At 72.0% G+C, this 26,306-nt stretch carries 20 protein-coding genes; 10 read left to right on the top strand and 10 right to left on the bottom strand.

The window, feature by feature from the left end; translation table 11 throughout:
- Positions 1-54: 54 nt before the first annotated feature.
- On the bottom strand, positions 55-1,146 hold the full coding sequence (locus tag C6C15_RS05855; RefSeq protein ID WP_082750132.1) for a YlbL family protein: 1,092 nt from the start codon (positions 1,144-1,146) through the stop codon (positions 55-57).
- Positions 1,147-1,264: 118 nt separating this feature from the next.
- On the opposite strand from C6C15_RS05855, the gene C6C15_RS05850 reads away from it, so the two are divergent.
- Positions 1,265-2,665 (top strand): zinc-dependent metalloprotease, encoded by a 1,401-nt coding sequence (locus C6C15_RS05850; protein WP_105949532.1) that lies wholly within the window; start codon positions 1,265-1,267, stop codon positions 2,663-2,665.
- Between the two features lie 826 nt (positions 2,666-3,491).
- Here the strand turns inward: C6C15_RS05850 and C6C15_RS05840 are convergent.
- A complete protein-coding gene (locus C6C15_RS05840; RefSeq protein ID WP_105949530.1) occupies positions 3,492-5,213 on the bottom strand; it encodes an ATP-dependent helicase in 1,722 nt (573 codons plus the stop codon).
- Positions 5,210-6,091 (bottom strand): NAD(+) diphosphatase, encoded by an 882-nt coding sequence (nudC, locus tag C6C15_RS05835; protein ID WP_105949529.1) that lies wholly within the window; start codon positions 6,089-6,091, stop codon positions 5,210-5,212. Before nudC ends, C6C15_RS05840 begins: the two co-directional genes overlap by 4 nt.
- 97 nt (positions 6,092-6,188) lie before the next feature.
- Here nudC and C6C15_RS05830 point away from each other — a divergent pair, with 97 nt between their 5' ends.
- The gene (locus tag C6C15_RS05830; protein ID WP_105949528.1) at positions 6,189-7,505 is read left to right on the top strand and encodes a hypothetical protein; all 1,317 of its coding nucleotides are present in this window, start codon (positions 6,189-6,191) and stop codon (positions 7,503-7,505) included.
- Here the strand turns inward: C6C15_RS05830 and C6C15_RS05825 are convergent.
- Positions 7,451-10,933 carry an ATP-dependent DNA helicase gene (locus C6C15_RS05825; RefSeq protein ID WP_105949527.1) on the bottom strand — a complete coding sequence of 1,161 codons (3,483 nt, stop codon included), beginning with the start codon at positions 10,931-10,933 and terminating at the stop codon, positions 7,451-7,453. The two genes, C6C15_RS05830 and C6C15_RS05825, sit on opposite strands and share 55 nt — an antisense overlap.
- Positions 10,930-14,139 carry an ATP-dependent helicase gene (locus C6C15_RS05820; protein WP_105949526.1) on the bottom strand — a complete coding sequence of 1,070 codons (3,210 nt, stop codon included), beginning with the start codon at positions 14,137-14,139 and terminating at the stop codon, positions 10,930-10,932. The genes C6C15_RS05825 and C6C15_RS05820 overlap by 4 nt, the downstream gene beginning before the upstream one ends.
- A 150-nt stretch (positions 14,140-14,289) precedes the next feature.
- On the opposite strand from C6C15_RS05820, the gene C6C15_RS05815 reads away from it, so the two are divergent.
- Positions 14,290-14,514: a DUF3107 domain-containing protein gene (locus C6C15_RS05815; protein WP_025102974.1), complete on the top strand. Its 225-nt coding sequence runs from the start codon at positions 14,290-14,292 to the stop codon at positions 14,512-14,514.
- Between the two features lie 7 nt (positions 14,515-14,521).
- The gene (locus tag C6C15_RS05810; RefSeq protein ID WP_060923155.1) at positions 14,522-14,809 is read left to right on the top strand and encodes a hypothetical protein; all 288 of its coding nucleotides are present in this window, start codon (positions 14,522-14,524) and stop codon (positions 14,807-14,809) included.
- A gap of 1 nt (position 14,810) precedes the next feature.
- Here C6C15_RS05810 and C6C15_RS05805 read toward each other — a convergent pair whose 3' ends face one another.
- Positions 14,811-15,524: a ferritin-like fold-containing protein gene (locus tag C6C15_RS05805; RefSeq protein WP_060923156.1), complete on the bottom strand. Its 714-nt coding sequence runs from the start codon at positions 15,522-15,524 to the stop codon at positions 14,811-14,813.
- A 193-nt stretch (positions 15,525-15,717) separates the two neighbouring features.
- On the opposite strand from C6C15_RS05805, the gene C6C15_RS05800 reads away from it, so the two are divergent.
- The gene (locus C6C15_RS05800; protein WP_083371047.1) at positions 15,718-17,238 is read left to right on the top strand and encodes a DEAD/DEAH box helicase; all 1,521 of its coding nucleotides are present in this window, start codon (positions 15,718-15,720) and stop codon (positions 17,236-17,238) included.
- Positions 17,239-17,247: 9 nt separating this feature from the next.
- Here the strand turns inward: C6C15_RS05800 and C6C15_RS05795 are convergent, their stop codons facing one another.
- Together C6C15_RS05795 and C6C15_RS05790 are read right to left on the bottom strand one after the other, a co-directional pair.
- Positions 17,248-18,153, bottom strand: coding sequence for a DUF817 domain-containing protein (locus tag C6C15_RS05795; RefSeq protein ID WP_060923608.1), 906 nt, complete (start codon positions 18,151-18,153; stop codon positions 17,248-17,250).
- A 62-nt stretch (positions 18,154-18,215) separates the two neighbouring features.
- Positions 18,216-19,079, bottom strand: a complete 864-nt coding sequence (locus C6C15_RS05790; RefSeq protein WP_105949525.1) for a PHP domain-containing protein — start codon at positions 19,077-19,079, stop codon at positions 18,216-18,218.
- 114 nt (positions 19,080-19,193) lie between these two features.
- Between C6C15_RS05790 and C6C15_RS05785 the strand changes: the two genes are divergently transcribed.
- Together C6C15_RS05785 and C6C15_RS05780 are read left to right on the top strand one after the other, a co-directional pair.
- Entirely contained in the window at positions 19,194-20,216 is a 1,023-nt protein-coding gene (locus C6C15_RS05785) for an endonuclease/exonuclease/phosphatase family protein (RefSeq protein WP_105949524.1), read from the top strand.
- Between the two features lie 36 nt (positions 20,217-20,252).
- Complete coding sequence (locus C6C15_RS05780; RefSeq protein WP_105949523.1) at positions 20,253-21,674, top strand: aminopeptidase P family protein; 1,422 nt, start codon at positions 20,253-20,255, stop codon at positions 21,672-21,674.
- 260 nt (positions 21,675-21,934) lie between these two features.
- Here C6C15_RS05780 and C6C15_RS05775 read toward each other — a convergent pair whose 3' ends face one another.
- Entirely contained in the window at positions 21,935-22,612 is a 678-nt protein-coding gene (locus tag C6C15_RS05775; RefSeq protein ID WP_105949522.1) for an alpha/beta hydrolase family protein, read from the bottom strand.
- Positions 22,609-23,301, bottom strand: a complete 693-nt coding sequence (locus C6C15_RS05770) for a general stress protein (protein ID WP_060923131.1) — start codon at positions 23,299-23,301, stop codon at positions 22,609-22,611. The genes C6C15_RS05775 and C6C15_RS05770 overlap by 4 nt, the downstream gene beginning before the upstream one ends.
- Positions 23,302-23,388: 87 nt before the next feature.
- Between C6C15_RS05770 and C6C15_RS05765 the strand changes: the two genes are divergently transcribed.
- The 3 genes from C6C15_RS05765 to C6C15_RS05755 are packed head-to-tail and all read left to right on the top strand — an operon-like array spanning position 23,389 to position 26,296.
- A complete protein-coding gene (locus tag C6C15_RS05765; RefSeq protein WP_060923132.1) occupies positions 23,389-24,657 on the top strand; it encodes a magnesium transporter MgtE N-terminal domain-containing protein in 1,269 nt (422 codons plus the stop codon).
- A complete protein-coding gene (locus C6C15_RS05760; protein ID WP_025102963.1) occupies positions 24,657-25,178 on the top strand; it encodes a DUF1003 domain-containing protein in 522 nt (173 codons plus the stop codon). Before C6C15_RS05765 ends, C6C15_RS05760 begins: the two co-directional genes overlap by 1 nt.
- A complete protein-coding gene (locus C6C15_RS05755; protein WP_105949521.1) occupies positions 25,175-26,296 on the top strand; it encodes an Mrp/NBP35 family ATP-binding protein in 1,122 nt (373 codons plus the stop codon). Before C6C15_RS05760 ends, C6C15_RS05755 begins: the two co-directional genes overlap by 4 nt.
- Positions 26,297-26,306 lie beyond the last annotated feature (10 nt).

The raw sequence follows: 26,306 nt of genomic DNA, 5'->3' as shown, positions 1-26,306 counted from the left end.
TCGCTGTGGGGGGGCTGTCACACCGGTCACGGCGGGGTCACGACCCGCGCCGGCTCAGGTGGCCGGGACGTCGCAGGTCGGCAGGGCGTCGACGTCGCCGTCCTCGGCGATGACCTCCAGCGCCGCGAGCGATTCGTCGAGGGTCGCAGTGCGGATGACCTGCAGGCCGTCCGGCACGTGCCCCACGACCTCATCGCAGTTGGCCTCCGGCGCGAGGAAGTAGTCCGCACCGGCGTCGCGAGCACCGTAGAGCTTCTGGCGGATGCCGCCGATCGGGCCGACGGTCCCCTCGGCATCGATCGTCCCGGTGCCCGCGACCTCCTTGCCGCCGTTCAGCTCGCCCGGCGTCAGGGTGTCGATGATCCCGAGGGCGAACATCATCCCCGCGCTGGGGCCGCCGACGTTGTCGAGCTGGATCGTGACGTCGACCTCGAAGTCGTAGTCGGTGCGCAGGGTGATGCCGATGAGCCACGACGTCGTGCCTTCCTGGGTCTGCTCCTCCGGCGTGATCTCGACCGTCTGCTCGTCGCCGTCACGGCGCACCGTGAGTGCCACCGGATCGCCGCCGGCCTCCTGGATGGCTTCGCGGAGTGCAGTCGCCGAGGTGACGGGCGTGCCGTCGATCGCGGTGATCACGTCATCCGCCTGCAGCAGGCCGTCGGCCGGCGACCCTTCGACGGCGTCCACCACCACGACCTCGGCTCCGGTGTCGTAGCCGAGCTCGTTCAGCGCGGCGGCCGTGGCCTCGTGCTGCGAGTCGACCATGAGCATCGCGTTCCGCTCGTCCCGCTGCTCGGTGGTCACGCCTTCGGGGAACACCGCGTCCAGCGGCACGACGGCCCGCGACGCGTCCATCCACGCGAGGGCGAGCTCGAACCAGCTCGGCGTCCGTTCCCGGTTGCCGACAACCTGGACGGTCGTCAGGTCGAGCGTCCCGCCCGTCTCGTACGTCTCGGTCCCGTCGACGCTGATGAGCGGGACCTGCTCGCCGTCGGCGTTCTTCGCCGTGCCGAGGGTGTCGTACACGGGGCCGGGACGCTGGATCACATACGGCGACGGCAGGAAGGTGAGGACGGCGAGCGCGGCGAGCGCGACCACCAGTGCCCAGACACCGAGTCCGAGCTTCCCTGCGCGCGGTCGTTCCACAGCAATCCTCCGTCGTTCGCGAGCGGCGTACAGCGATCTGCCCGCTTCGGGGTCGCGCACTGAAACCTGTGACTAGCGTAGATGCCACGGCTTCAGACGTGCTGAGAGGGCGAGCGACATGGCAGACAACGAACCGAACCCGGAGGACTTCCAGGAGTTCCTGCGACGGATGCTCTCGAACCAGGGCGGCGGAGACATCGACCCCGAGGCGCTGCGCGACGCGTTCCAGGGAATGGACGGCTTCACCTTCGACCCGGCGATGATGCAGACGATCATGGCGCAACTCCAGGGCGCCTTCGGCGGCGACCCGTGGGAGAACTCACTGCGGCAGGCCCTGCACATCGCGAACCGCGAGGGCCAGGGCATCGGAGACGGCTCGCGGTCCTCCCTCGCCGACTCGTTCGCTCTCGCCGGCCTCTGGCTGGGCGAGGCGACCACCATCTCCGAGCTCGCGGACCCGCCGGTGGCGATGACCCGCGGCGAATGGGTCGAGAAGACGCTCCCGGTGTGGAAGGAGATCGCGGACCCCGTGTCCACCAGCATCGCCGACGCGCTGACGGCTGCCCTCGACACCCAGGTGCCGGAGGAGATGCGCGGCGTGGTGCAGGGTGCGGGACGCCTGATGCGCGGCCTGGGCGGCTCGGTGTTCGCCGCCCAGTTCGGGCAGGTGCTCGGCAACCTCTCCCTCGAGGTCGTGTCCGGCGGCGATGTCGGCATCCCCGTGCTGCCGGCGGGCACGGCCGCCGTGATCCCGCAGAACCTCACCGCTTTCGGGGAGGGGCTCGAGATCCCCCAGGATCAGATCGCCCTCTACGTGGCGACACGCGAGCTCGCCTACGCCCGCCTGTACCGGCACGCCAAGTGGCTGCACCTGCATGTGATGGCGCAGATCACCGACTTCGCCCGGGGCGTCACGGTCGACGTCGACGCTCTGGAGGATGTGGCGAGCCGCCTCGACCCCTCGAACCCCGAGGAGCTGCGTGCGGCGATCGAGGGCGGCGCCCTGCTGCCCACGCAGACCGAGGCGCAGCGCGAAGCCCTCGCCCGGCTGGAGAACCTCATCGCGACGATCGACGGGTGGGTCGACGTCGTCACCGCGGACGCCACCTCCCGGCTGCCGGACGGCGGCAGGATCGCCGAGGCGGCACGGCGTCGGCGGGCGGTCGGCGGTCCTGCCGAGGATGCCCTGGGCGCGCTGGTCGGGCTCAAGATCCGACCACGGCGCATCCGTGAAGCCTCGGCCATGTGGCGTGCGGTCACCGACGCGGTCGGTGTCGCGGCCCGGGACTCCCTGTGGGACTACCCGGACCTCATGCCCACCGCAGAGGACATCGACGACCCGACAGCGCTGATCGCCCGCCTGCAGGCCGCTGAGCGCGGCGAGCAGCCGGAGGCCGACGAGTTCGACGAGGCCCTTGCCCGCCTGCTGGACGGCGACGACTTCTCAGAACAGACGCCCGCCGAAGGCGACGACGCGGCGCCCGACGGCGACGATCCGGAAGGCGGGCGTCCGGTCTGAGTCCTTCTCAGCCGAGCCGGGGAGCACGATCACTCTTTCTCCCCGACCTCGGGCGGAACGCCGACTTCTCCACCGATCCCTCGAATCGACCTGCGCTCCCTCGGTGATCCGCAGAATCGAGAGGTGCCGCTCACCCCGACGACCCTGACCCGTCTCGACCCCGCGCTGCCGCTGCTCTGGCGAGACGGAACGACCCTCCAGGTGGGCGACGACCCCGCCATCCGCATCCCCGCGTCCGCGCCGTGGGTCGAACGGCTCCTCAGCCGCATGCGTCGAGGATTCCGGCGCAGCGCCTTCGACGTCGTCGCCCATCGCGCGGGCGCACCGCGGGAGGACGCCCGCCGACTACTGGCCGTCCTCGAACCGGCCTTGCAGGACGAGCCCGTCCGCCCGCGCGCCGCCCGGGTCTCCGCGCTCGGGCTCACCGACACCCGCGCCGAGGGGCGGCTGTGCGAGACGCTGGCCGACGAGGGGGTCCCGCTCGCATCGGACGAGGCACCGGCCTCGACCACGGTCGCCGTCCTCCTCGTCCCCGGCGCGGCCGCGGCCGTGCAGTTCGCGCCGTTCCTCCGGACCGACCGTTCGCATCTGCCGATCGCCATCGAGCCGTCGCGCATCACGGTGGGACCGCTCGTCTCGCCCGGGCTCACCCCGTGTCTGAGCTGCCGGGATGCCGAGGACACGGCGCGCGACCCTGCCTGGCCGCTGATCCATGCTCAGCTCGTGGGCCGCGACCCCGGGCGCATCACGCTCGCCAGGGTGGCGTCGGCCGGTGCCGTCGCGGCGCACCTCCTGGCCGCGGCCGATCCGGCGCGCATCGCCAGGATCAGCGCGGACGGCGCGATCGTGTGGCGCTCGGTGCGGTTTCGCGCAGAATGCCTGTGCCGCGACCCGTCGTCCCCATCTCCGCCAGGAACCGGGACGGCGCCCGTTCGCCGCGCCCTGCCGACCGCGCCCACGAGAGCTCCAGCGTGCGCGCAGCCCGCGTGATCCCGACATACGCGAGGCGTCGCTCCTCATCGACGGCCTCGAACGTCGTCGCGTACGAGATGGGGAGAGACCCCTCCGCCCACCCGGCGAGATAGACGTGCGGCCACTCGAGGCCCTTCGCCGCATGCAGGGTCGAGAGGGTCACCGTCCGCATGGTCGGCTCGTGCTGATCCTTGGCACGGGCCATGAGCTCGTCGCTGAACGACCGGAGCGTCGTCTCCGGACCCGCTTCCTCGGCAAGCCGCAGGATGGCGCGACGCGCTTCCCAGCCGTCGCGCTGCGCTCCCCCGGCCGTCGGCGGCTCCTCGGTCAGCCCCAGCTCCCGAAGCACGCGTCGCACCCCGGGCAGGAATCCGTGCTCGGTCGGCGCGACGGCGGCAGCTCGGAGCGCGAGGATCGCCTGACGCACCTCCGGCATGGCGAAGAACCGCGTGCCGCCGAGCACCGAGGTGGCGATCCCCTCGGCGGCGAGGGCCTGCTGCAGCACCGCGGACTGCGCGTGGGCCCGGTACAGCACGGCGATCTCGGCCGGCGAGGCGCCGTCGGCGATGCGGGCGGCGACGCCGGCCGCGATGCCTGCGGCCTCCTCGGCCTCCGAGTCGTAGGCCGTGATCGTCGGCGGCTCGGCGGTGAACTGCTCCCGGGCAGGGATCAGCTCCAGCGCCCCGGGGCGACCGCGCATCAGCGCGTTGGCCGCCGTCAGGATGGGAGCCTGCGACCGATAGTTGGTCTCCAGTCGTACGACGGTCGCGTCCGGATGCCGCCGTTCGAACTCGAGCAGGAACCGCTGGTCGGCTCCGGCGAAGGAGTAGATCGTCTGGCTGGCATCACCGACGACACAGATGTCGTGACGATCCCCGAGCCACAGCTCCAGAAGCCGGTTCTGCAGCGGCGACACGTCCTGGAACTCGTCGACGGTGAAGTGCCGGTACTGCTCGTGGACGGCGGCTGCGACGCGCGGCTCGGTCTCCAGCATCCCCGCGCACGCGAGCAGCACGTCCTCGAAGTCCAGTTGGTGACGCTCGTCCTTGAGCGCCTCGTAGCCGCGCATCAACTCCACGAGCTGCGTGGGGTCGACCCCGCTGACCGGGCGTCCGAGCTCGGCGTACCGGTCGATCGAGATCATCGACACCTTCCGCCACTCGATCTCCGACGCGATGTCACGCAGGGTCGCCGTTCGAGGACGCAGGCGGATGGCGTCGGCGGCCTGGCCGAGCATGCGCACCTTGTTGTCGATGATCGACGGCGCGGGAGCCCCCGCCAACGTGGGCCAGAAGAAGTTGAGCTGCGCGAGAGCGGCGGCATGGAAGGTGCGAGCGGCGACACCCTCGATCCCCAGGGCACGGAGGCGACCGCGGAGCTCGCCGGCGGCCTTCGCGGTGAAGGTCACCGCCATCACGCGCGACGGAGAATAGGCACCGGTGTCCACCCCGTGCGCGATGCGGTGGGTGATGACCCTGGTCTTGCCCGTACCGGCCCCCGCGAGCACCGCCACCGGTCCTCGCAGCACCGATGCGGCCGCTCGCTGCCGCTCGTCGAGGGCATCGAGTGCGCTCACGGGCGATCCTCGAACCAGTCGACGATGAGAGCGCGCGCGATCGACGCGGGCCCCGGCAGCCCGACGGGGCCGTCCCCGGCGAGCGCGGAACCGATCTCCGCCCGTGTGAACCAGCGCACGTCGATGATCTCCTCACCGTCGGCCCTGGCCGCCGATTCGTCCTCCACGACGGCACGGAAGCCGACCATGAGCGACCGCGGGAACGGCCACGGCTGCGAGGAGACATAGCGGAGGGCCGACAGCCGCACGCCGGACTCCTCCTCGATCTCCCGGTGCACGGTGGCTTCGAGGGACTCCCCCGCCTCGGTGAAACCCGCGAAGCAGGAGTACATGCGTCCGCCCCAGTTGGCGTTGGCGCCGAGCAGCAGCCGCTCGCCGTCCGCGCTCTCGACGGCGACGATCACGGCAGGATCGGTCCGCGGGAAGTGCTCGCGCCCGCACACCAGGCACCGCCGAGACCAGCCCGCGTTGCGCAGCTCCGTCCCTCCGCCGCAGGTGGGGCAGAACGGGGCGTCGCGGAGCCAGCCGGCCAGGGCGACGGCGGCGACCAGGACCTCGGACTCCGCCGCGTCCAGGCGCCCGCCGAGGTCGCGGAGCCCGAGCCAGATCTCGTCGGGCGCGGTGTCGAGGGCATCGGTCTCCGGCGGCAGCGCGGCGAGCAGGAGCGCCGTGCCGTCGGCATCCCGGCCGAGCAGCGCCCATGTCCCGTCCGCGACCTCGTCCGCGGAGACGCGCAGCAGCGCGGAGGCCGCCACACGCACACGTCCCTCCCGGACGACGACGACGCGCGAGCCCGCGTCGTCGCGCAGACGCTCGAGCACGCCCTCCTCCTCGCGGAGTTCGGCGGCGCGGTCGAAGAACGGGCGCGGAATGCTCATCGACTCCCCCTTTCACGGGCGTGGCGGAGGCGGGACCGCCCCTGAGCCGACCTACCCTGGGGGCATGGGACGCTCTCCATTCACTCTAGCCGCGGCGGTGACGGCCGCACTTCCCGGCGCGGAGGTCACGGGCACCCGGGCGCTCACCGCGGACGGCGACGGGCGCTTCGACTCCGCCGTCGCCTCCCTCGCCGACGGCCGGGAACTCGCGATCCGCGTGGCGGACGACGACGACGCGGCGCGGGAGCTGGCGGCAGAGGCCCTGGCGCTGCGCGCCCTCACCGACGGCGCGCGTGCCATGCTGCCGTTCCGCGCCCCCGGCTACATCGGCGAGACCAGGGTGGGCGAAGGGCGCGCGCTCGTGACCGAGCTGCTCCCCGGCTTCCAGATCGAGGCGTCGATGGTGCCAGCCGGACGCGGCGCGGCGGAATCCATGGGAGCCGCGATCGCCGCCGTGCACGGGCTGCCGACGTCGGTCGTCCGCGGCGCCGGACTCGTGATGCGCAGCGCCGAGGAGAGCCGCGCCGAACTGGAGCGGCTCGTCGACACCGCAGCCGCCACCGGACGCGTCCCCGCCCGCCTCACGGTGAGGTGGCGGGATGCCGTCGCCGACGACGACCTCTGGCGCTTCGAGTCGACGGTCGTCCTCGGCGGCGCGCAGGCGACGTCCTTCCTCTTCGACGACCACCCCGAGCGCGGCCCCGAGGTCACCGGCGTGATCGGCTGGCACGGTCTCGCGGTCGGCGATCCGGCACTCGATCTCTCCTGGCTGTCCGCGGCTCCCGACGCGGCGGCCGACGTGCACGGCGCCTACGCCCGCACCATGGACCGCACTCCCGACGCCGGGCTCGAGGTTCGCGCGCGCCTGCTCGCCGAACTGGAGTTCGCGCGCTGGCTCGTCCACGGCGACGCCTTGCGGCGCGAGGACATCGTGGAGGATGCCGCGGCTCTGCTCGAGGCTCTGGCCGACGGCCTGCGCCATGACGACCTCGGCGTGCCCGGCGATCGTCGCTCGGACGTCGACTCCGCGATGGACGCGCTCGACCGCGTGCCGGTGGCGGCCGCTCCGGAGGTGGACACCTCGATGCAGACCGACGCCTACAACCCCGAAGAGCTCTGGGTGGCGGAGACGGACGACGCGGACCGCGACGCGCCGGCCGACGTGTCGGCCGACCTGGATGTGCCTGGGGGTGCACCGTCGCAACCCGACGCGGAGCACCGCGCCGCGGTGGCGAGCATCGAGACCGAGGACCTCTCCGGCGTCGCACACGCGTTCGCCGAGACGCGAGGGGGCGGACGAAGCGAGTCCTCCGCCTTCGCCTCGTCCCCGGCCGCGGACGACGACGACTCCGAAGAGGCTCAGCGCGCGGCGCGGGCGGCGCTCCAGCGCTGGAAGAGCTCCTCCTCGGAGTAGACGCGATCCCCGCGGATGACGAGGTCATCGGCCACGTAGTACAGCGCCACGTCGATCTCCTCCAGCGGAACGCCGAAGCGCCGATGGTACGCGAGCCGATAGAGGGCGAGCTGCAGCATCCGCTCCTCGCGCTCCTGTGGCGTCCGTGGCGCCCGCCCGGTCTTCCAGTCCACGATCTCGATCCGTCCGCCGCGGTCGGCGCGTCGGTACACCGCGTCGAGCTTGCAGATGACGATGTGCGCGTCCGCGCCTGAGTGCAGCCCCGGAAGGCCGGCTCCCAGCGCGAAGTCGATCTCGATCTCCACGGCGAGCGGCTGCAACGGTCCCCACTCGCTCCGCTCGAATGTCTCCTGCAGCGCAGCGAGGTCGGCGGCGTCCGCCGCAGCCCCGGATGCGGAAGCGCCCGGGGCGCTGTCGCCCTCGGGCTCGTCCTCGTCGATCTCCCAGAGCGCCTCGTCGACCCGGGTTCCCACACCGACGAGTTCTGAGCGCTGCTCGACCCACGCGTGGAACAGGGTCCCCAGACGGGTCTGACGGTACGGACGCTCCGGCATCGGACGCACGAGCGAGGACAGGGTGCCGGTGTAGTCGGTGACGTAGTCCTTGAACCGCGACGCGGGAACCCGGGTCGGGGCTTGCGCGTCCGTCCCGCGTTGGCGGGCCGCGCGCTCCTCCAGCAGCCGACGCAGTTCCTCCGTCGGCACGACGGCGTCGTCCTGGAGGGCCTCTTCGACGACTGCGGCCGCGGCACCGACCACCCCGCGCCGTCCTCCGAGCGGATCGAGCGGCCAGTGCAGCGTGGCCCCGGGGCCGTCGTACGGGTTCTCGTCCGGATCGACCGGCGGGATCTCGTCGAGCCCGAGGACGTCGATGGCCTCCAGCAGGTACGGACTCGGGGTGCGTGGTGCCTTCTGACCCGCCCAGTGCGCCCCGCTGAGCAGCAGGTCGCTCTTCGCTCGGGTGATCGCCACGTAGGCGAGACGGCGCTCCTCCTGCCGCTGGTACTCACGGTAGGCGTCCTTGAACCGCTTGAGCGCGCCGCCGTGCGGGTTCGCCTTCGTCGCGCCGCCCGACAGCGACGCCTGGGCGAGCTTCTGCCGCTTGCCGGGGTCGGTCTCGCCCTCCATCGCCTCCTCCGGATCCCAGACGAAGCGCGGAAGCGCGTCGCGGTCTCCGCGCAGCGCGAAGGGCACCACGCCGAACCCGAACCACCCGGAGGTGTCGGACACCCGCGCCGGCAGCTCGTCGACGACGAGGCGCACGACGGCGACGGCATCCCACTCCAGGCCCTTCGACCCGTGAATCGTGAGCAGCTGCACGACGCCGGCCTCCGGCGGCTCCGGACGGGGCATGAGCTCGTCGGTGCTCTCCGCCTTGTCGAGCCAGGCCAGCAGGCTGCCGATGGTGCCGCGTTCGTCGGCGGCGAGGAACGCCCGCACCTCGTCGGCGAACGCCCGCAACTGTGTGGCTGCGACCCGCGCAGGTCCTCGGGTCTCGTTGGCGGCGAGCTCGATGTCCAACCGCAGCTCCAGCTCGATGAGTCGGATGAGCTCCGGGATGGGCTGGGACGATGCGCGACGAAGGCGTTCCAGCATCTCCCCCGCGGACCGGATCCGGGCGCGCCCCTCCGGGGTGATGCCCTCCAGCAGGCGATAGTCGTCGCGCACCGCGCGTACGATGTCCACCGCGTCCACGATGGAGACGGCCTCGTCGGCGCCACGGGACGAGCGCAGCCGCGCCCGCACCTCCTCGGGGAGGGGCATGAGGGCGGTGTCGCGCTCCGCGATCGCCCGTCCCAGCTCGTAGAGCGCGGCCATGTCCGCCACCCCGACCCCGAAGCGGGGGCCGGTGAGGAGCCGGATCAGCGCCGAGCCGGCCGTCGGATCGTGCACCACCCGCAGCGTCGAGACCACGTCCACGACCTCGGGCGTGGCGAGCAGTCCGCCCAGTCCGAGGATGCGGTGCGGAATCCCCCGCGCGGCGAGCGCGCCGGCGAAGGTCTGCATGTGGCGCTTGGACCGGAACAGGATCGCGCCGGTGTGCGGGGACGTCGAGGTCTCGTCATGGGCGGCGCGGCGCTCGGCGAACCAGGCCGCGACCTCGGCGGCCTCGTCGTCGACGGTGAACGGGTAGCGCACGGCGACCGTGCCCTCCCCCGCGCCCGGCCGCGGCTCCAGCGGCGGGACGTCGAGTCCGGGGCGTTGCAGCGGCTCGAGGACGCGGTTGGCGATGTCGAGGATGCTCCGATCGTTGCGCCAGCTCGTCATGAGGCTGTAGGTGCGCACGTCGCCCGTGCTCGAGAAGGACCGGGGGAACGCGTAGAGGTTGTCGGCGCTGGCCCCCCGCCAGCCGTAGATCGACTGATGCGGATCGCCGACGGCCATCACGGCCGTGTCGCGGAACAACTCGGCGAGGAAGCGGGTCTGGATCACGGAGGTGTCCTGATACTCGTCCAACAGCACGACCCGGTGCTGCTCGCGGAGCTCGGCGCGGACGTCCGGAGCCGACTCGACGATGTCGAACGCGCCGGAAACCTGGTCGGCGAAGTCGAGCACTCCGCGCCGGTCCTTCTCGGCGATGTAGTCCCGGACGAGACGGGTCAGGGTCGACAGACTCCGGAGGTTGACCGCCGCCTTCTCGACGTCGGCGTGGGAGCGGTAGGGCTCGAACGCCGCGGCCTGCGCCGCGGCGAGGCGCTCCGCCTCCGCGAGGTCGACCCGGTGATCGAGGGCCTCGCCGGCGAGCCGCTGCACGGCGTCGATGACCGTTCCCAGGGCGTAGTCGACCTCCTCCAGCTCCGGCAGGTCGCTGCGGAGCACGACCTCGCGCGCCAGCATCCAGGACGCCGCCTGGCTGAGCATCGCCACATCGGGGTCCCGGCCGATGCGCGCGGCGTGCTCGCGGACGATGCCGTCCGCGAAGGCGTTGTAGGTCGATACGCGAGGACGGATGAGGAGGTCCTCGGCCGTGCGGACCGCACCGGGCTGCCCGCCCGTGCCGTAGTGCCGCGCGAGGTCATCGAGGACGTGGGCGCGCACGAGTTCACGCTGCCGCCCCGGCGCGGCCTCCGCCACGCGGCGCAGCGCCTCTCCGGCGACGATCTCCGGGAGATGCGGGAGCAGACCCCGCCGACCGTATTCGTCGACGACCGCGAGGCGGGCGCCGATGCGCTCCGCCAGCTCCCCCGCCGCCTTGCGGGTGAACGTGAGTCCGAGGACTTCGTCCCGGCGGACGAGCCCGTTCGCGACGAGCCAGACCACCCGGGCCGACATGGTCTCCGTCTTGCCGCTGCCGGCTCCGGCGACGACGAGGGCGGGCTCGAGGGGAGCCTCGATCACCTGCTGCTGGGCGGGCGTCGGGGTCGGGAGTCCGAGCGCGGCGGCGATGTCGGTCGCCGAGAGCACGGCGTCCGGGGTTCCTGCGGTCATGCGCTCACCGCCGGCACGGTGTGGATCCGGCAGGGATGCACCCGGCGCTGCGTGTCCGCGCAGTGCGCCTCGACCTGAGCCGTGAAGCTCGCCGCCGACATGCCGCGGGCGACCTCGGCGACCCGGTTCAGGAACTGCGACCGCGCCTCGGCGTCCAGCGCGTGCTGGTGCGCGACGCGGTAGTCGCTCTTGGCCAGCGTCTTCGAGACGATGACGAGACGTGCGCCCCCGAGCGAGCCCGGCGCGGCCCCCGGCACGAGGCCCTCCTGCACCGCGATCTGATAGGCCGCGAGCTGGGCATGATCGACCACGCCGCCGTCCGACTCCGGATCGGTCTTGCCGGTCTTGAGGTCGACGACCACCGTGGTCCCCTCCGGCCCGCCGGACATCGACTGCCAGCCGCGTCCTCGGGCCGGGCCGTGCTCGCCCGCCCCGGGCGGGTACGCCTCGACCCGGTCGATGTAGCCGTGCACGATGGCACGGTGACCGCGGTCCTCTCCCACCGGGTGCACGGTGGGCTCGGCGGTCTCGCCGGACACGTCGACGGCGAACCGGAACTCCACCTCGCTGCCGAGGATGCGACCGCCGTCTCGCCTCACCTCGCCGAGATAGCTGTGCAACCGGTCGATGAACAGGTCGGCGCGACGACGCTCCTTGCGACCGATCCACGCCGTCTCGAAGTCGAGCTCCGGCCAGTGCTCCTCGACGATCTCGCGCATGCGCTCGAGGTCGCCGTCCGGTACGCGCTCCATCGCCTCGTGGACGATCGTGCCGATACCGGCCGTCGGCGGCATGACCGTATCGCCTCCGAGGGCCGAGACGACCCAGTTGAGCCCGCACTCCTCGTACGACTCCACGGCCGAGGGCGACACCCGTGCTCCGCTCGCGGCGAGATCGCGCAGCGGCGCGGCCGTCGACGGCGCCGTGACCCCGTACCAGTCGTGCGGATGCGCTCCCGGCACCCCCTCCCTCGCCAGGACGGCGAGCTGGGCGGCGGCCTCGCGCTGCGCCGGTTCGGAGTGGGCCGTGGTGAGCACCCGGCGGTACCGCGCGACCAGCCCACGCAAAGTGAGGGGGTGCTCTGCGGAGGGATGGCGCTCGGACGGCTGCGGCGCGGGAAGGAAGCCGAAGAAGGCGCTGGGCGTCAGATCGTCGTCGTCGACGGCGGTGATGAGCAGCCGGTGGCGGGCGCGCGAGATCGCCCGTACGAACAGCCGCAGCTCGTCGTGGAGCGCGGCGCGACGCCGGTCGAGGACGTCCGGCACCTCGGCCGGCAGGCCGGAGCGAGCCGCGGTCAGCGCGTCCGCCAGCCGCCAGGTCTGCAGGAGCCCGCCGCGCAGTCGCACGTTGGGCCAGACGCCGTCCTGGACCCCGGCGACGACCACGGCGTCGAACTCCGTCCCGAGCGCGGTGGCCGGCGTGAGCAGCGTGACCGTGCCCGGCCGCTCGGGCGACGACAGCGTGTCTTCCGGCACCTCGCTGTCGAGGATGTCGCGCACGAAGACCTCGGGGCGCTCGTTCGGGGTGCGCTCGACGAAGCGCTTGGCCGCGTCGAAGAGGGCCACGAGGGCGTCGAGCGACCGTGCCGTCTCGGCGCCGGTGGGCAGCAGCGAGATCTCCCGCCACGCGACGTGCAGCCGCCGCCCGTCGACGGCCCTGGCCTGCTCCCAGATGCGCCACAGGAGGTCATGGATCGTCTCTCCCTCCGCCGCGGCACGGGCGACGCCCGCTACGGTCTCGGCGAAGCGCTCGGCAGTCCGTGACTCCGGTGCATCGATGAGGGTGAGGGTGGCCGGTGCCGACATCGCCGCGCGCAGGAGCTCGCGCGCCGGAGTCGACCCGCCCTGGCCGAGTTCGAGGTGGCGGAGCCGCGCGCGCAGCCGACGGAGCGCGATCGCGTCCATGCCACCGAAGGGTGTGCGCAGCGCCTCCTCCCAGGCCTGCACCGTGCGCTCTTCGTCCGGGGTCAACGCGAGCCGCACGATGCCGACGATGTCGCGCACGATCCCCTCGCTGCCGAGCGGGCGCTGCACCCCCGCGGCCCTCGTCGGGATCTCGCGCGCGGCGAGCTCGGTCTCGAGGGCTGTGACCTGACGGGTGTCATGGGCGATGACCGCCATCCGCTCCCAGGGGATTCCGGCCCGGAGATGCCAGTCGCGCATGACCCCGGCGATCCGGTCGAACTCCTCGTAGGGGGACGGGGCGAGGAACGTCGACACCTCGGCCTCGTCGTCCTCCGCCGCCGGTGCCGGCGCCCGCCGGTGCTCGACCCGTCCGGACACCCCGATCGCCTGCGTCACCGTGCGCGTCAGCGCGGTCAGCAGGGGACGCTGGCGGTGCGCGCCGTCGAGCACGTGCACGGCGCCGAGCGCGCCGGTGAGCTGCGCGAACAGCTCGGGACTGGCCCCGCGAAAGGCACCGGAGGAGATGTCGGGGTCGCCGAAGGCCTGCACGGCGATGCCGCGGTCGAGGAGCGCGCGCACCACGCCGATCCCGCCGCGCGTCAGCTCCTGGGCGTCGTCGATGAGCACCACGCGCAGTGGTGCCAGCGCTCCGAGCGTCGCGGCGTCCGCCGTACGGAGGATCCCCGCCGCCTCACCGAGGAGGTCGGCGGCGTCGCGGTGGGCGGACCGCAAGGCGTCGAGCACGGTGCGGTACTCCTCCACGAAGTCGGCGGCCGCTGTCCAGACCGCATCGCCGGTGGCACGCAGTTCCGCCGGGCTCGCCCCCAGCTCCGTGCACTCCGCGAGGAAGGCGCGGAGTTCGGAGCGGAAGCCCTTCGAGGCGCGGACCGGCTCGCTGAGCGCCGGGGGCCAGGAGATCCGGCCGTCTTCGACGTCGCCCGCCAGCAGCTCGGCGATGATGCGATCCTGGTCGGCGCCGGTGAGCAGCGCCGGCGGCTCGGCCCCTTCGCGGACCATCGCCCCGCGGACCAGCTGGAACGCGAACGACCCGAGCGAGCGGGCCAGTGGCCCCGGCGTCGCCTGGCCGATGCGCACGCCGATGCGGTCGCGCAGCGCGGTGGCCGCCTGCCGGCTCGGGGTGAGCGCCAGCACCTCCTCCGGCCGCAGCCCCTCGACCTCGAGGAGCTGCACGACCCGGTCGACGAGCGTGCGCGTCTTACCGGTGCCGGGGGCACCGATCACGACGCCGGACGCGGTCGGCGGCGCCGTGATCACGGCTCGCTGGGCGGCATCCGACAACATCCCTCCACGCTATCGGGAGGCGCGGACATCGACGTCGAAGGCGACGCTCGTCGCGGGTTGTGCGCTCAGGGCGAAACGGCCGCCGTCGCCGGTCTCCGCCGCCGGCTGCGCGATAGAGTTGGCGAGTCCGACGACCTGCAAGGAGCATCCGTGGAAATCCGCATCGGCATCATCAACACCGGCCGCGAGCTGAGCTTCGACACCGCTGCCACGGCGGACGAGGTCCGCACCCAGGTCTCCGCGGCACTCGAGCAGAGCGCCTCGCACCTGAGCTTCGCCGATGTGAAGGGCAACTCCTACATCGTGCCGACCGCGAACCTCGCCTACATCGAGCTGGGCACCGAGGAGTCGCGTCGCGTGGGCTTCGTCGCCTGACCCGCGCATGTACATCCTCCTCGCCCTCGTCGGCGCCTGCGTGCTCGGGATCGCCGCGCACTTCCTGATCGGCGGTCGCGAGCTGCGCGGCGTCGCCCTCGCCCCGGCGATCGCGACGGCCGTCTCGGCGATCGTCTACACGAGCCTGCAATGGGCCGGCGTGGGCGAGGACAGCCCCTGGCTGTGGCTCGCGAGCATCCTCGGCGCGGCGGTGGTCGCGGCCCTGGCGACCGCGGCCCTCACCGCAGGGCGTCGACGCGGCGACGCGCAGAGGCGAGCCGCGCTCGGTATCTGACCTAGGACGCGAGGCCCATCGCATCCATGCGGCGGGCGTGCGCTCCCATGAGCTCGGTGTACACCGGCTCGATGCGGGCCTCCTCCACGGCGAGGAGCTCCGGCCGCAGCGCCGCACGGCAGACGAGGATCGTGTCCCCGACGAGGCGTCGTGCCCACATGGACAGCAGCGAGCGCCACTCCTCGTCGCTCTCGATCGTCTCCTGGATGATCGCGACGATCTCGTGGCGCGCGTCGTCCTCGCGCAGGATCTCGGCGACCCGCCGCCCCGTCTCGCCGTAGCTCGAGGCGAGCGCGAGGTAGAAGTCGTCGAGCATGCCTGCCGTGATGTAGACCGCGAGCAGGGTCTCGCGCGGGCGCGCCCCGATGGTCTTGCGCCGGAACGCGTCCAGGTGCTCGCGGAACGGGAGCATGAGCTGCGTCGGGTCCTGGCCACGTGCCGCGATGATGTCGACGATGCCCCGGTGCTTGGTGAGCGCGGCACCGGCGGCCCGCGACAGCGACTCCTTCTCGGCCAGCTCGGGAGTCGCGCGGATGAGCCGCGTCAGCGTCTCGAAGTAGCCGAGCTGGAGGTAGGCCGCCTGGCCGAGGAACCGGTCGAGCTCAGGCGCCAGCTCCGCGAAGTCGACGCGCGTCGCATCGCTCTGCTCGCCCCGGCTGCGCAGCGCCAGGGTGCGTCGCGGCGCGGCGTCGCGCTGCCAGAACCACTTAACCACGAGGTGTTCCTCCCGAGTCGGCCACGTCGTTCACAATACTCGGGCGACGGCGTCCTCCCTGTCCGGAGCCGCCCCTCCGGTAGGCTGGGCGTGTCCCCGCCGTCGGAGCGGGGCCCCGCGCCTGTGGCACACGAGACGGCGTGGCTCCGTTTACGAGGCGATCGCGAGGTCGCCGGACAGGCATCTGAACACAGTGACAAGTTTCGCCGAACTCGGCATCGACCAGGACATCGTCGACGCACTGGCAGCGAAGGGCATCGTCGATGCCTTCCCGATCCAGGAGCAGACCATCCCCCTCGGCCTCCCCGGCCAGGACATCATCGGGCAGGCCAAGACCGGTACGGGCAAGACCTTCGGCTTCGGCATCCCGGTCGTGCAGCGACTCGGGAAGGACCCGGAGCCGGGCGTCAAGGCCCTCATCGTCGTCCCCACCCGTGAGCTCGCGGTGCAGGTCTACGAGGACATCGACCTCCTCACGAGCAACCGCTCCACGAGCGTCGTCGCCATCTACGGCGGCAAGGCCTATGAGGGGCAGATCGACCAGCTCAAGGCCGGCGCGCAGATCGTCGTCGGCACGCCGGGTCGTCTCATCGACCTCGCCGGCCAGCGCCTGCTCGATCTCTCGAACGCGACCGAGGTCGTGCTCGATGAGGCCGACAAGATGCTCGACCTCGGCTTCCTGGCGGACATCGAGAAGATCTTCCAGAAGGTGCCGGCGGTGCGGCACACCCAGCTCTTCTCCGCGACCATGCCCGGTCCGATCGTCGCGCTCGCGCGGCGGTTCATGACCAACCCCATCCACATCCGCGCCAACGACCCGGACGAGGGTCTGACGCAGGCGAACATCAAGCACCTCGTCTACCGCGCACACTCGCTCGACAAGGACGAGGTCATCGCCCGCATCCTGCAGGCCGAGGGGCGCGGCAAGACCGTGATCTTCACGCGGACGAAACGTGCGGCGCAGCGCCTCGTCGACGAGCTCACCGACCGCGGCTTCAACGTGGGCGGCGTGCACGGCGACATGGGCCAGGATCAGCGCGAGCGCTCCATGGCCGCGTTCAAGGCCGGCAAGAAGGACGTTCTCGTGGCGACCGATGTCGCCGCGCGCGGCATCGACGTGGATGACGTCACGCACGTCATCAACCACACGATCCCCGACGAGGAGAAGACGTACCTGCACCGCGCGGGACGCACCGGACGCGCGGGGAAGACCGGCATCGCCGTCACCTTCGTCGACTGGGAGGACCTGCACAAGTGGGCCCTCATCAACCGTGCCCTCGAGTTCGGCCAGCCCGAGCCCATCGAGACCTACTCCTCGAGCCCGCACCTCTACACCGACCTCGACATCCCCGAGGGGACGAAGGGCCGGCTCGTGAGCGCGCCGAAGAAGGAGGCGGTCAAGACCGAGCGCTCCCGTCGCCCGGAGCGCGCTGCCGACGCCGCCGCTGAAGGGACCGGGGAGGGCGGCACGCGCCGCCGTCGCCGCCGCCGCACGGGTTCCACGCCCGTCGGCTCGACCTTCGCCGAAGGGGCGAGCGAGGGAGGGTCCGCCGAGGGCTCGACCGCGCAGGCCGCCGACCGCGGCGCCGAGGGCGCCGGCACGCACGACGGCGCCGGCAAGGAGCACCACGATGGCAAGCCCGCTCCGGCGCGTCGTCGCCGCCGTCGTCGCGGCGGCTCCGGCACCGGAGCGGCACCCGTCACGGGCGCCTGATCCGCATCATCATCGTCCGAGGGGCGCCGCACGGTCTTCCGTGCGGCGCCCTTCGTTCTCCAGGAGTGCAGCCGGGACCTGCGGCGGGTAGACCCAGGCGACGAGTACGACCGAGATGATCATCAGCAGGAACCACGAACTGAGTTTGCTCAGGGACACGGGCTGCCACACATCCGCCTGGTCGGGATACGCCCAGGCACCCGCCCAGGTGCCGATGTTCTCGGCCAGATAGATGAACACCGCCACTCCGGCGAAGACGGCCAGGAGCGGCAGCCGGATGGTGCGGCGCCATACGCGGGCATGCATGATCGTGGGCAGCCACAGCACGATGACCCCTGCCAAGAGCACCCAGCGCGCATCCCACCACCAGTGGTGGGTGAAGAAGTTGACGTAGATCGCGGCGGCCAGCACAGCCGTCAACCACCGGCGGGGGTAGCGGGTGAACCCGAGGTCGAACAGCCGATACACGCGCACCATGTAGGAGCCGACGGCCGCGTACATGAAACCGCTGAACAGCGGGACACCGCCGATACGGAGGATGCCGTCCGCCGCGTACGCCCAGGAGCCGACGTCGGTCTTGAACAGCTCCATCGCGGTGCCGGTGATGTGGAAGAGCACGATCACCCAGAGTTCACGTCCGCTCTCGAGGCGGAACACGAGCATCGCCACCTGGATCAGGACGGCCGCGATCGTCAGCGCATCGTTGCGGGCCAGTGCCGCGTCGTCGGGATACCAGAGGCGGGCCGCGACGATCACCACCAGCAGGGCCGCTCCGAACACGCACGCCCATGCCTGTTTCAGCACGAACACGACGAACTCGGCGAGTCCGGCGCGGAAGCCCGTGGTCGGCACCGCGCGGAGGAGTCGGCGAGCGGTCGCGTCGACGCGGCGCTCCAGGGAGGTGGGACGTTGCATGCCTCGGACCGTATCGGTCCGTCTCGACAGAACGCCGGGAGACCGCCGACAGTCCGCCGGGGTCAGGGACGCCGCGGACCGGAGCCGGAGGCGCGATCGATGATCCGGGCGACCATGTCCTCCGCCGTGGTGTTCTCTCCCGGAACGTTCGGTTTTCCGGTGCCGTGGTAATCGCTGGACCCGGTGACGATGAGGTCGTGTCGTTCCGCCAGCTCGCGCAGCAGCTTCTTGCCGGCGGTCGTGTTCTCCCGGTGATCCACCTCGAACCCGGCCAACCCCGCGTCGATCAGACGCTCGATGTACGGCACCGGCATCATCCGGTCCCGGCCGGCCGTGACCGGATGGGCGATGATCGCCACACCTCCCGCCTGAGTGATCAGTCGCACGGCCGTCAGCGGGTCCGGAGCGTAGTGCGGCTCGTAGTAGCCCTCCCGCGGGTGGAGGATGCCGTCGAAGGCCTCGCCCCGATCACGCACGATGCCGCGCGCCACCAGCGCGTCGGCGATGTGCGGGCGGCCGACGGTCGCGTCGAGCGTGGTCTGGGCCAGGACGTCGTCCCAATGCAGGTCATAGTCGCGGCCGATGTTTCGGACGATGCGCTCCGCTCTTCCGATGCGGTCGTTCCGGATCCGGTCGGTCTCGGCCCGCAGCGCCGCGTCGTCCGGATCGAAGAGATAGCCGAGCACGTGCACGCTGCGCCACTCGTGCTTGGCGGAGAGCTCCATCCCGGGAAGGAAGGTCATACCGAGGGCGACGGCGGCTTCCCCGGCCTCCGTCCAGCCGGTGGTGCGGTCGTGGTCCGTGAGCGCGGCGGTCCGCACGCCGTGTCGATGCGCCTGTCTCATGACCTCGCCCGGCGCCTCGGTGCCATCGGAGTGATTGGAGTGCAGGTGCAGATCGGCGGGACCGGCGGGCGGAACGGGCATCCTCCGAGCGTACCGAGCGCCGACGCGCGTGGCGCGGATTCCCGGACCCCGATCGCGGCGTCGGGCCGGCCGCGAGGCAGGGACTTCACAGGCGACGCTTCTAGGCTGAAGGGGATGTTTCGACTCCTGGGGATCCTGCTCACCGTGCTCTTCGCGATCGCGGCGGCGGTCGTGGTGTGGCCGCAGTTCTTCAACCTCGAGCAGACGTACCCGTTCGCGCAGCTCGTGGCCGCCCGCGGCCTCGTGCTCGGCGGGTTCCTGATCATCGCGGTGCTGGCGCTGCTGCTCCTGCTCGCCCGGCCGCTGCGCGGCTTCGCGGCGTCCGTCCTGATCGTCGCCCTGCTCGGCGCCGCCGCGACCGGGGTGATCGGAGCGACGCGGGGGTTCGGCGTGGCCGCCATTCCCGAGCGGACCGACACGAGCCTGCGGGTGCTCACCTGGAACACCGCGGGTGAGGCCGTCTCCGCCGAGCAGATCGCCCAGGAGATCCTGGAGCAGGAGGCCGACGTGGTGGCGCTGCCCGAGACCACCGAGGAGGTCGGCGAGCGGATCGCGCTCATGCTCCGCGAGCAGGGGCATCCGATGTGGGTGCATCACGTGCAGTTCCGCCCGGACGTGGAGGACGGCCCGCAATCGTGGCAGACGACGGTCCTGGTGGCCCCCGAGCTCGGCGAGTACTCCGTCATCGAGTCGTCGAAGGACGGGAGCAACAACACCGGATCCGTGCCCAGCGCCGTGCTGATGCCGATCGACGGCGACGGTCCGACGATCGTCGCCGTGCACGCGGTCGCGCCGCGCATGGAGGAGATGCAGCAGTGGCAGAGTGATCTGCAGTGGATCGCCGACCAGTGCCCCGCGGGTGACTTCATCCTCGCCGGCGACTTCAACGCCACCGTGGATCACATGGCCTCCCTCGGCATCGACGGCGGCGACATGGGGTACTGCCGCGACGCCGCCTCCCGGACCGGGAACGGGATGTCCGGAACCTGGCCGAGCTCGTTCCCTGCCCTCGCCGGCGCCCCCATCGACCACGTGATGGCCTCCCCCAACTGGCGACCCACGGGTTCCGCCGTCCTCGAGGATGCCGGCGGGAGCGATCATCGCGCCCTCATCGTGCAGCTCGAGCCGACCGGCTGATCCGCGCCTGGCGCGTCCAGGTGAGAGACTGGACGGATGAGCACCGGAGAAAACGACACGATCGCTGACGAGACCGTCGAAGCCACCGTCGAGAACAGCTCGACCAACCGCAAGCAGCCGTTCCCGCAGGGGTTCCTCGACACCATCTCCACCGGATGGGCCGAGCGTCCGGATACCCTGCCCGCGCCGCGCGCCCAGGCCGCGTACGCCGAGCGCCGCCGGGCCGCCGTCTCGGCCGCTTTCCCCGGCAAGCGGCTCGTGATCCCCGCCGGCTCGCTCAAGCAGCGCAGCAACGACACCGACTACGTCTTCCGCGCGCACTCCGCCTTCGCGCACCTCACCGGCTGGGGGTCCGACGCGGAGCCGGACTCGGTGCTCGTCTTCGAGCCGACGCACGACGGGCACGACGTCACGCTGTACTTCCGCGAGCGCGCCGACCGCACGACGACGGAGTTCTATGCCGACGCCACCGTGGGCGAGTTCTGGATCGGTCCGCGTCCGTCGCTGGCCGGCGTCGCCGCCGACCTGCAGGTGGCCACGGCCCACCTGCACGAGTTCGCCCCGGTCGACGGCGAGCTCGTCCTCGAGGAGGATGAGTCCCTCACCCGTTTCGTCTCGGAGCTGCGACTCATCAAGGACGACTTCGAGATCGCCGAGATGCGGCGGGCCGTGGAGATCACCGCGCGGGGCTTCGACGACATCATCCGCGAGCTCCCGGCCGCCGTCGCGCACGCCCGAGGCGAGCGCGTCGTCGAGGGAGTCTTCCACCGGCGCGCCCGCGAGGACGGCAACGGCGAGGGGTACGACACGATCGCCGCGTCCGGGCCGCACGCCTGCTACCTGCACTGGACGCGCAACGACGGCACCGTCATCCCCGGAGACCTCATCCTCGTCGACGCCGGCGTGGAGGCCGACAGCCTGTACACCGCCGACATCACCCGTACCCTGCCGGTGTCCGGGACGTTCACAGAGGTGCAGCGCCGCGTCTACGAGACGGTGCGCGAGGCGGCCGACGCCGCCCTCGCCGCGGCCAAGGTCGGCGTCCGCTTCCGCGACGTCCACGCGGCGGCCATGTCCGTGATCGCCGCCCGCACCGCGGAATGGGGCCTGCTCCCCGTCACCGCCGAGGAGGCCCTCGACGCGGACGCGGGCGGCCAGCACCGGCGCTACATGGTGCACGGCACGTCGCATCACCTCGGCATCGACGTGCACGACTGCGCTCAGGCGCGCCGCGAGATGTACTACGACGGCATCCTCACGCCGGGCATGGTCTTCACGATCGAACCGGGACTGTACTTCCAGATCGACGACCTCACGGTACCCGCCGAGCTGCGCGGCATCGGCGTCCGCATCGAGGACGACATCCTGATGACCGAGGACGGCCCGGTCAACCTCTCCGCGGACATCCCCCGCACGGCCGATGAGGTCGAGGCCTGGATGGCCCGTCTGCAGCGCTGAGCTCTGACCGGAGCCGCTGAGCCGAGGCTGGGGAGGACGGAGGGCCGCCGCTCTCCCCAGACCGGCGGCCCGTTCCCCCTCTGCGGAGACGAAGGTCGACCAGGGGCCCTCCCCCGAGGATCCCTGGAGCCGCCCCCGGCATGGTGCCCGTGCCGGCGCCGCGTCTCCCCCCGAAGACCTGCGGCCGCCTCCCACGGAAGAGATGCGGGAGCCGGCCGTTCATTACGCGGTTCCCCCGGTTCTCCCGATTCGGAGGAGGATCAGCCCCGTCGTGCTGCGACGAAGGCGTCGACCACGGGCGCGATGTCCGCGCCGACCTCGGCCGGCGGGCGCCGGTTCCCCTTGACCTCGAAGGAGTGCCCGCCGCCCTCGATCCAGTGCACCCTGGCGTCCTGACAGCCGGCGACGGCGTCGTCGAGCTGGGCGATCGGCTGAATGAACGGGTCCGCCGTGCCCTCGATGAAGAGTTGCGGGACGGTGATCGACGGCAGATGGGCGACCCGGGGCTTGTCCGGGCGGCCGGGCGGATGGAGCGGGTAGCCGAGGTAGACGAGGCCCTCCACGACGAGTCCCTCCGCCGCGGCCAGGGACGCCATGCGCCCGCCATAGGACTTCCCGGTGGCCCACACGGCGGCTCGTGGCGCTCGTACGCGGGCGTCGGCGACCACGGCGTCCCACGTCGCGACGGCGTGCGCGGCCGGACCGGGCATGCGGCGTCCCTGCTCGGCGTACGGGAAGCTGAAACGCAGCGTCGCGTACCCGAGCGCCACGAGTGCGCGGTCGTACCCGACGAGGAAGGGGTGGTCCTTCCCGGCTCCGGCCCCGTGGGCGATCAGGACGACGTCGTCACGGATGCCCGGTGTCCAGTCGGCGGACACCGTCGTCGTACCGGTCGGCAGTGCGACCTCGATGCGGACCGGCGTGGGCTCCGCGGTCACCGCACCGATCCGGGGGTGCCGGTCTCCGGGTCGGCGGGTCGCGGCGGAAGTCCCGGCTCGGGCGCGGGCTCGGGAGCCGGTGCAGGCTGAGGCTGAGGCGCCGGGGCAGGATCAGCCTCAGGCTCGGGTGCAGGCTCAGGCGAGGGCTGGGGAGGACCGGGCGGGATCCGCTCGCCGTACTTCGGCGGCTCGTCCAGGTTCACCGGCGGACGCACCGGGGCGACACGCTGCGCACCGAGGACCTGGCGAGCCTTCGCCAGCGAACCGGGCTGCACGGTCACCTCGTAGTGATCCGCGGCGAACTGCGTCACGCTCGCGAAGTCCCGACGGCGACGCACGATCGCGTAGGTGATGAGGCTCAGCAGCATGCCCACTGCGACGCCGATGAGGACGAAGCCGACGAACAGCTGGATCGGCACCTCAGGATTGCCGAGGACGAGGATCGCCGAGAGGAACAGGCCGATGAGGATGCCGTTGATCGCTCCCGACCGTGCCGCCGCGGCATAGCCGAGCCGTCCGGTCACCCGCTCGACCGTCCGCACGCTCTGACCGACGATCGCGATGTCGCGCGCGGGGACCTCTCCGGCGATCAGTTTCGACACCGCCTTCTGCGCGCTCTCGTAGTCGCGCATGGAGGCGACGATCTCACCGGTGTCCGTGCCGCTCGCGGGGCGATTCAGCATGCTCATCCGGCTATTCTTCCACGTCGTGCCCCGCGTCCGGCCGAGCGACCGCCGCGACCGCCGTCCCGGCACGGCGCGGGCTACGCTGGTCGAGTGAGCACACAACGGGTTTTCGCCGCGCGCCTGGCAGGGTGTGCCGTCTTCGATCCCGTCGGCGACCGGCTCGGCAAGGTCCGGGACGTCGTCGTCGTGTATCGAAGTACCGCGGCCCCGCGCGTGATCGGACTGGTCGTGGAGATCCCCGGCCGCCGCCACGTGTTCCTCTCGATCGGCCGGGTCACGTCGATCCGGTCCGGTCAGGTCATCACCACGGGCCTCATCAACGTCCGTCGCTTCTCGCCGCGCGCCGGCGAGGTACGCGTCCTCGCCGAGATGCTCGGCCGACGCGTGAGCCTCACGGACGGAAGCGGCACCGCCGTCATCGAGGACGTCGCGATCGAGCCCAACCGCCTCGGCGAGTGGGCGATCAGCCAGCTCTTCCTGCGCCGGCCGAAGACCGGTGCGTCGCCGTTCGCCAAGGGCCCGACGACGTTCGCCGCCTGGAGCGAGGTCACCGAGGAGCACGCACCGGGCGAATCGCAGTCCGCCGAGCAGCTCGTCGCCTCCTACTCCGAGCTGCACGCCGCCGACCTCGCCAACACGCTCCTCGACCTCCCCCAGCAGCGGATGATCGAGGTCGCGGAGGAGCTCTCCGACGACCGCCTCGCCGACGCCCTCGAGGAGATGCCCGAGGACGAGCAGGTGCACATCCTCGACCGCCTCGGCGAGGAGCGGGCAGCCGACATCCTCGATCAGATGGAGCCGGACGACGCCGCCGATCTCCTCGCCCAGCTCCCGCCCACCCAGCTGGAGCAGTTGCTCCAGCGGATGGAGCCGGAGAGAGCCGAGGACGTACGGATGCTGCTGCGCTACGGTCCCGACACGGCGGGCGGTCTGATGACCCCGGAGCCGATCATCCTCTCCGCCGACGCCACGGTCGCCGAGGCACTGGCGCTCATCCGCCGCCACGAGCTGCATCCGGCTCTCGCCGCGGCCGTCTTCGTCACGCTCCCGCCGTTCGAGACGCCGACCGGCCGGCTGCTCGGCCTCGTGCACTTCCAGCGGATGCTGCGCTATCCGCCGCACGAGCGGCTCGGCGCCATCCTCGACGACAGCCTCGAGCCGGTGCCCGTCACCGCCTCCGCCGCCGAGGTCGCCCGCATGCTCGCCAGCTACGACCTCGTCTCGCTGCCCGTGATCGACGCAGCCCACCGCCTCGTCGGCGCGATCAGCATCGACGACGTGCTCGACTACCTGCTGCCGGACGACTGGCGCACCCACGACAGCGACGATGTGACACCGCCCGTGACGGAGGCGCGCTGATGGCGCGCAAGGAGCGGGCCGCCCGCCTCGACGCGCCAGGACGGACGAGCACCCGCCCCCGGTCGACCTCGCGCGACCGCTTCGGTCGCTTCACGGAGTGGGTCGCCCGCGCCATGGGCACCCCGGCGTTCCTCGTCATCCTCAGCCTCTTCTGCATCCTCTGGATCGGCTGGAACACGCTGATGCCCCGCGAGGTGCGCTTCGACGACGCCGCGCTAGGCTTCACCGCGCTCACCCTCATGCTGTCGCTGCAGGCCTCATACGCCGCGCCGCTGATCCTCCTCGCGCAGAACCGCCAGGACGACCGCGACCGCGTGCAGATCGAGCAGGACCGGCAGCGCGCCGAGCGCAACCTCGCCGACACCGAGTACCTCGCCCGCGAGATCGTCGCGCTGCGGATGTCGCTGGAGGAGCGCAACGCGCAGGTGGTCACCCGCGACGTGCTCCGGCAGGAGCTCCGGGCCCTGCTGGCCGAGCTGGGCGACGCCGAGGAGAAGCCCGCGGGCGGCACCGCCTCATGACCGCGGCCGAGAGCGTCAGGGCCGCGGTGGCGGCGGTGACCGATCCGGAGCTGCGGCAGCCGATCGGCGACCTCGACATGGTGCGCGACATCTCGGTCGAGGACGGGGTCGCGCGCGTGAGCATCGTGCTGACGATCGTCGGGTGCCCCGCCGCCGACCGCATCGAGCGCGACGTGCGCGGTGCCGCGGCCGCGGTCCCCGGGGTCACGGACGTCGAGGTCGAGGTGGGCGTGATGACCCCGGCCGAGCGCAAGGCCCTCACCGAACGGCTCCGGGCGGGACGCCCCGCCCGGCACATGCCCTTCGGCCCCGACTCCCTCACCCGCGTGATCCTCGTCTCCAGCGGCAAGGGCGGCGTCGGCAAGTCGACGGTCACCGCGAACCTCGCGGTCGCTCTCGCCGACCGGGGTCTCGCCGTCGGCCTGGTGGATGCGGACGTGCACGGCTTCTCGATCCCCGGGCTGCTGGGTATCCCCGCCGGCACGCAGCCGACGCGCATCGACGACCTGATGCTGCCGCCGGTGGCACACGGGGTGAAGACCATCTCGATCGGGATGTTCCTGCGCGACGGGGAGTCCGTCGTGGCCTGGCGCGGACCGATGCTGCACCGCACGGTCTCGCAGTTCCTCACCGACGTCTTCTTCGGCGACCTCGACGTCCTGCTCATCGACATGCCACCGGGCACCGGTGACATCGCGATCTCGATCGGGCAGCTCCTCCCCCACGCCGAAGTGCTCGTGGTCACCACTCCCCAAGCGGCGGCCTCCGACGTGGCCATCCGCAGCGGACTCGTCGCCCGTCAGACCGGTCAGCGCGTGATCGGCGTGATCGAGAACATGTCCGCGTACACCCTCCCCGACGGCACGGTCATCGACCTGTTCGGCGCGGGTGGCGGAGCGGCGGTCGCGGAGGCCCTGTCCGAGCCCGACGCGCCGGTCCCCCTGCTCGCCTCCATCCCGCTCAGCCCGGCGCTCCGTCAGGGCGGGGACGTGGGCGTCCCGGTCGTCACCTCCGCGCCCGACGACGCCGCCGCCCAGGCGATCCGCACGATGGCCGCCGGCCTCGCCCGACGGGGCCGTGGCCTCGCCGGACGCTCGCTGCCGATGTCGATCGCCTGAGACCGAAGGG

Origin of the sequence: Microbacterium sp. str. 'China' (genome assembly GCF_002993305.1) — a bacterium.
GTDB classification, from domain to species: domain Bacteria; phylum Actinomycetota; class Actinomycetes; order Actinomycetales; family Microbacteriaceae; genus Microbacterium; species Microbacterium paraoxydans.
This window is presented reverse-complemented; position numbering and strand designations above follow the sequence as displayed.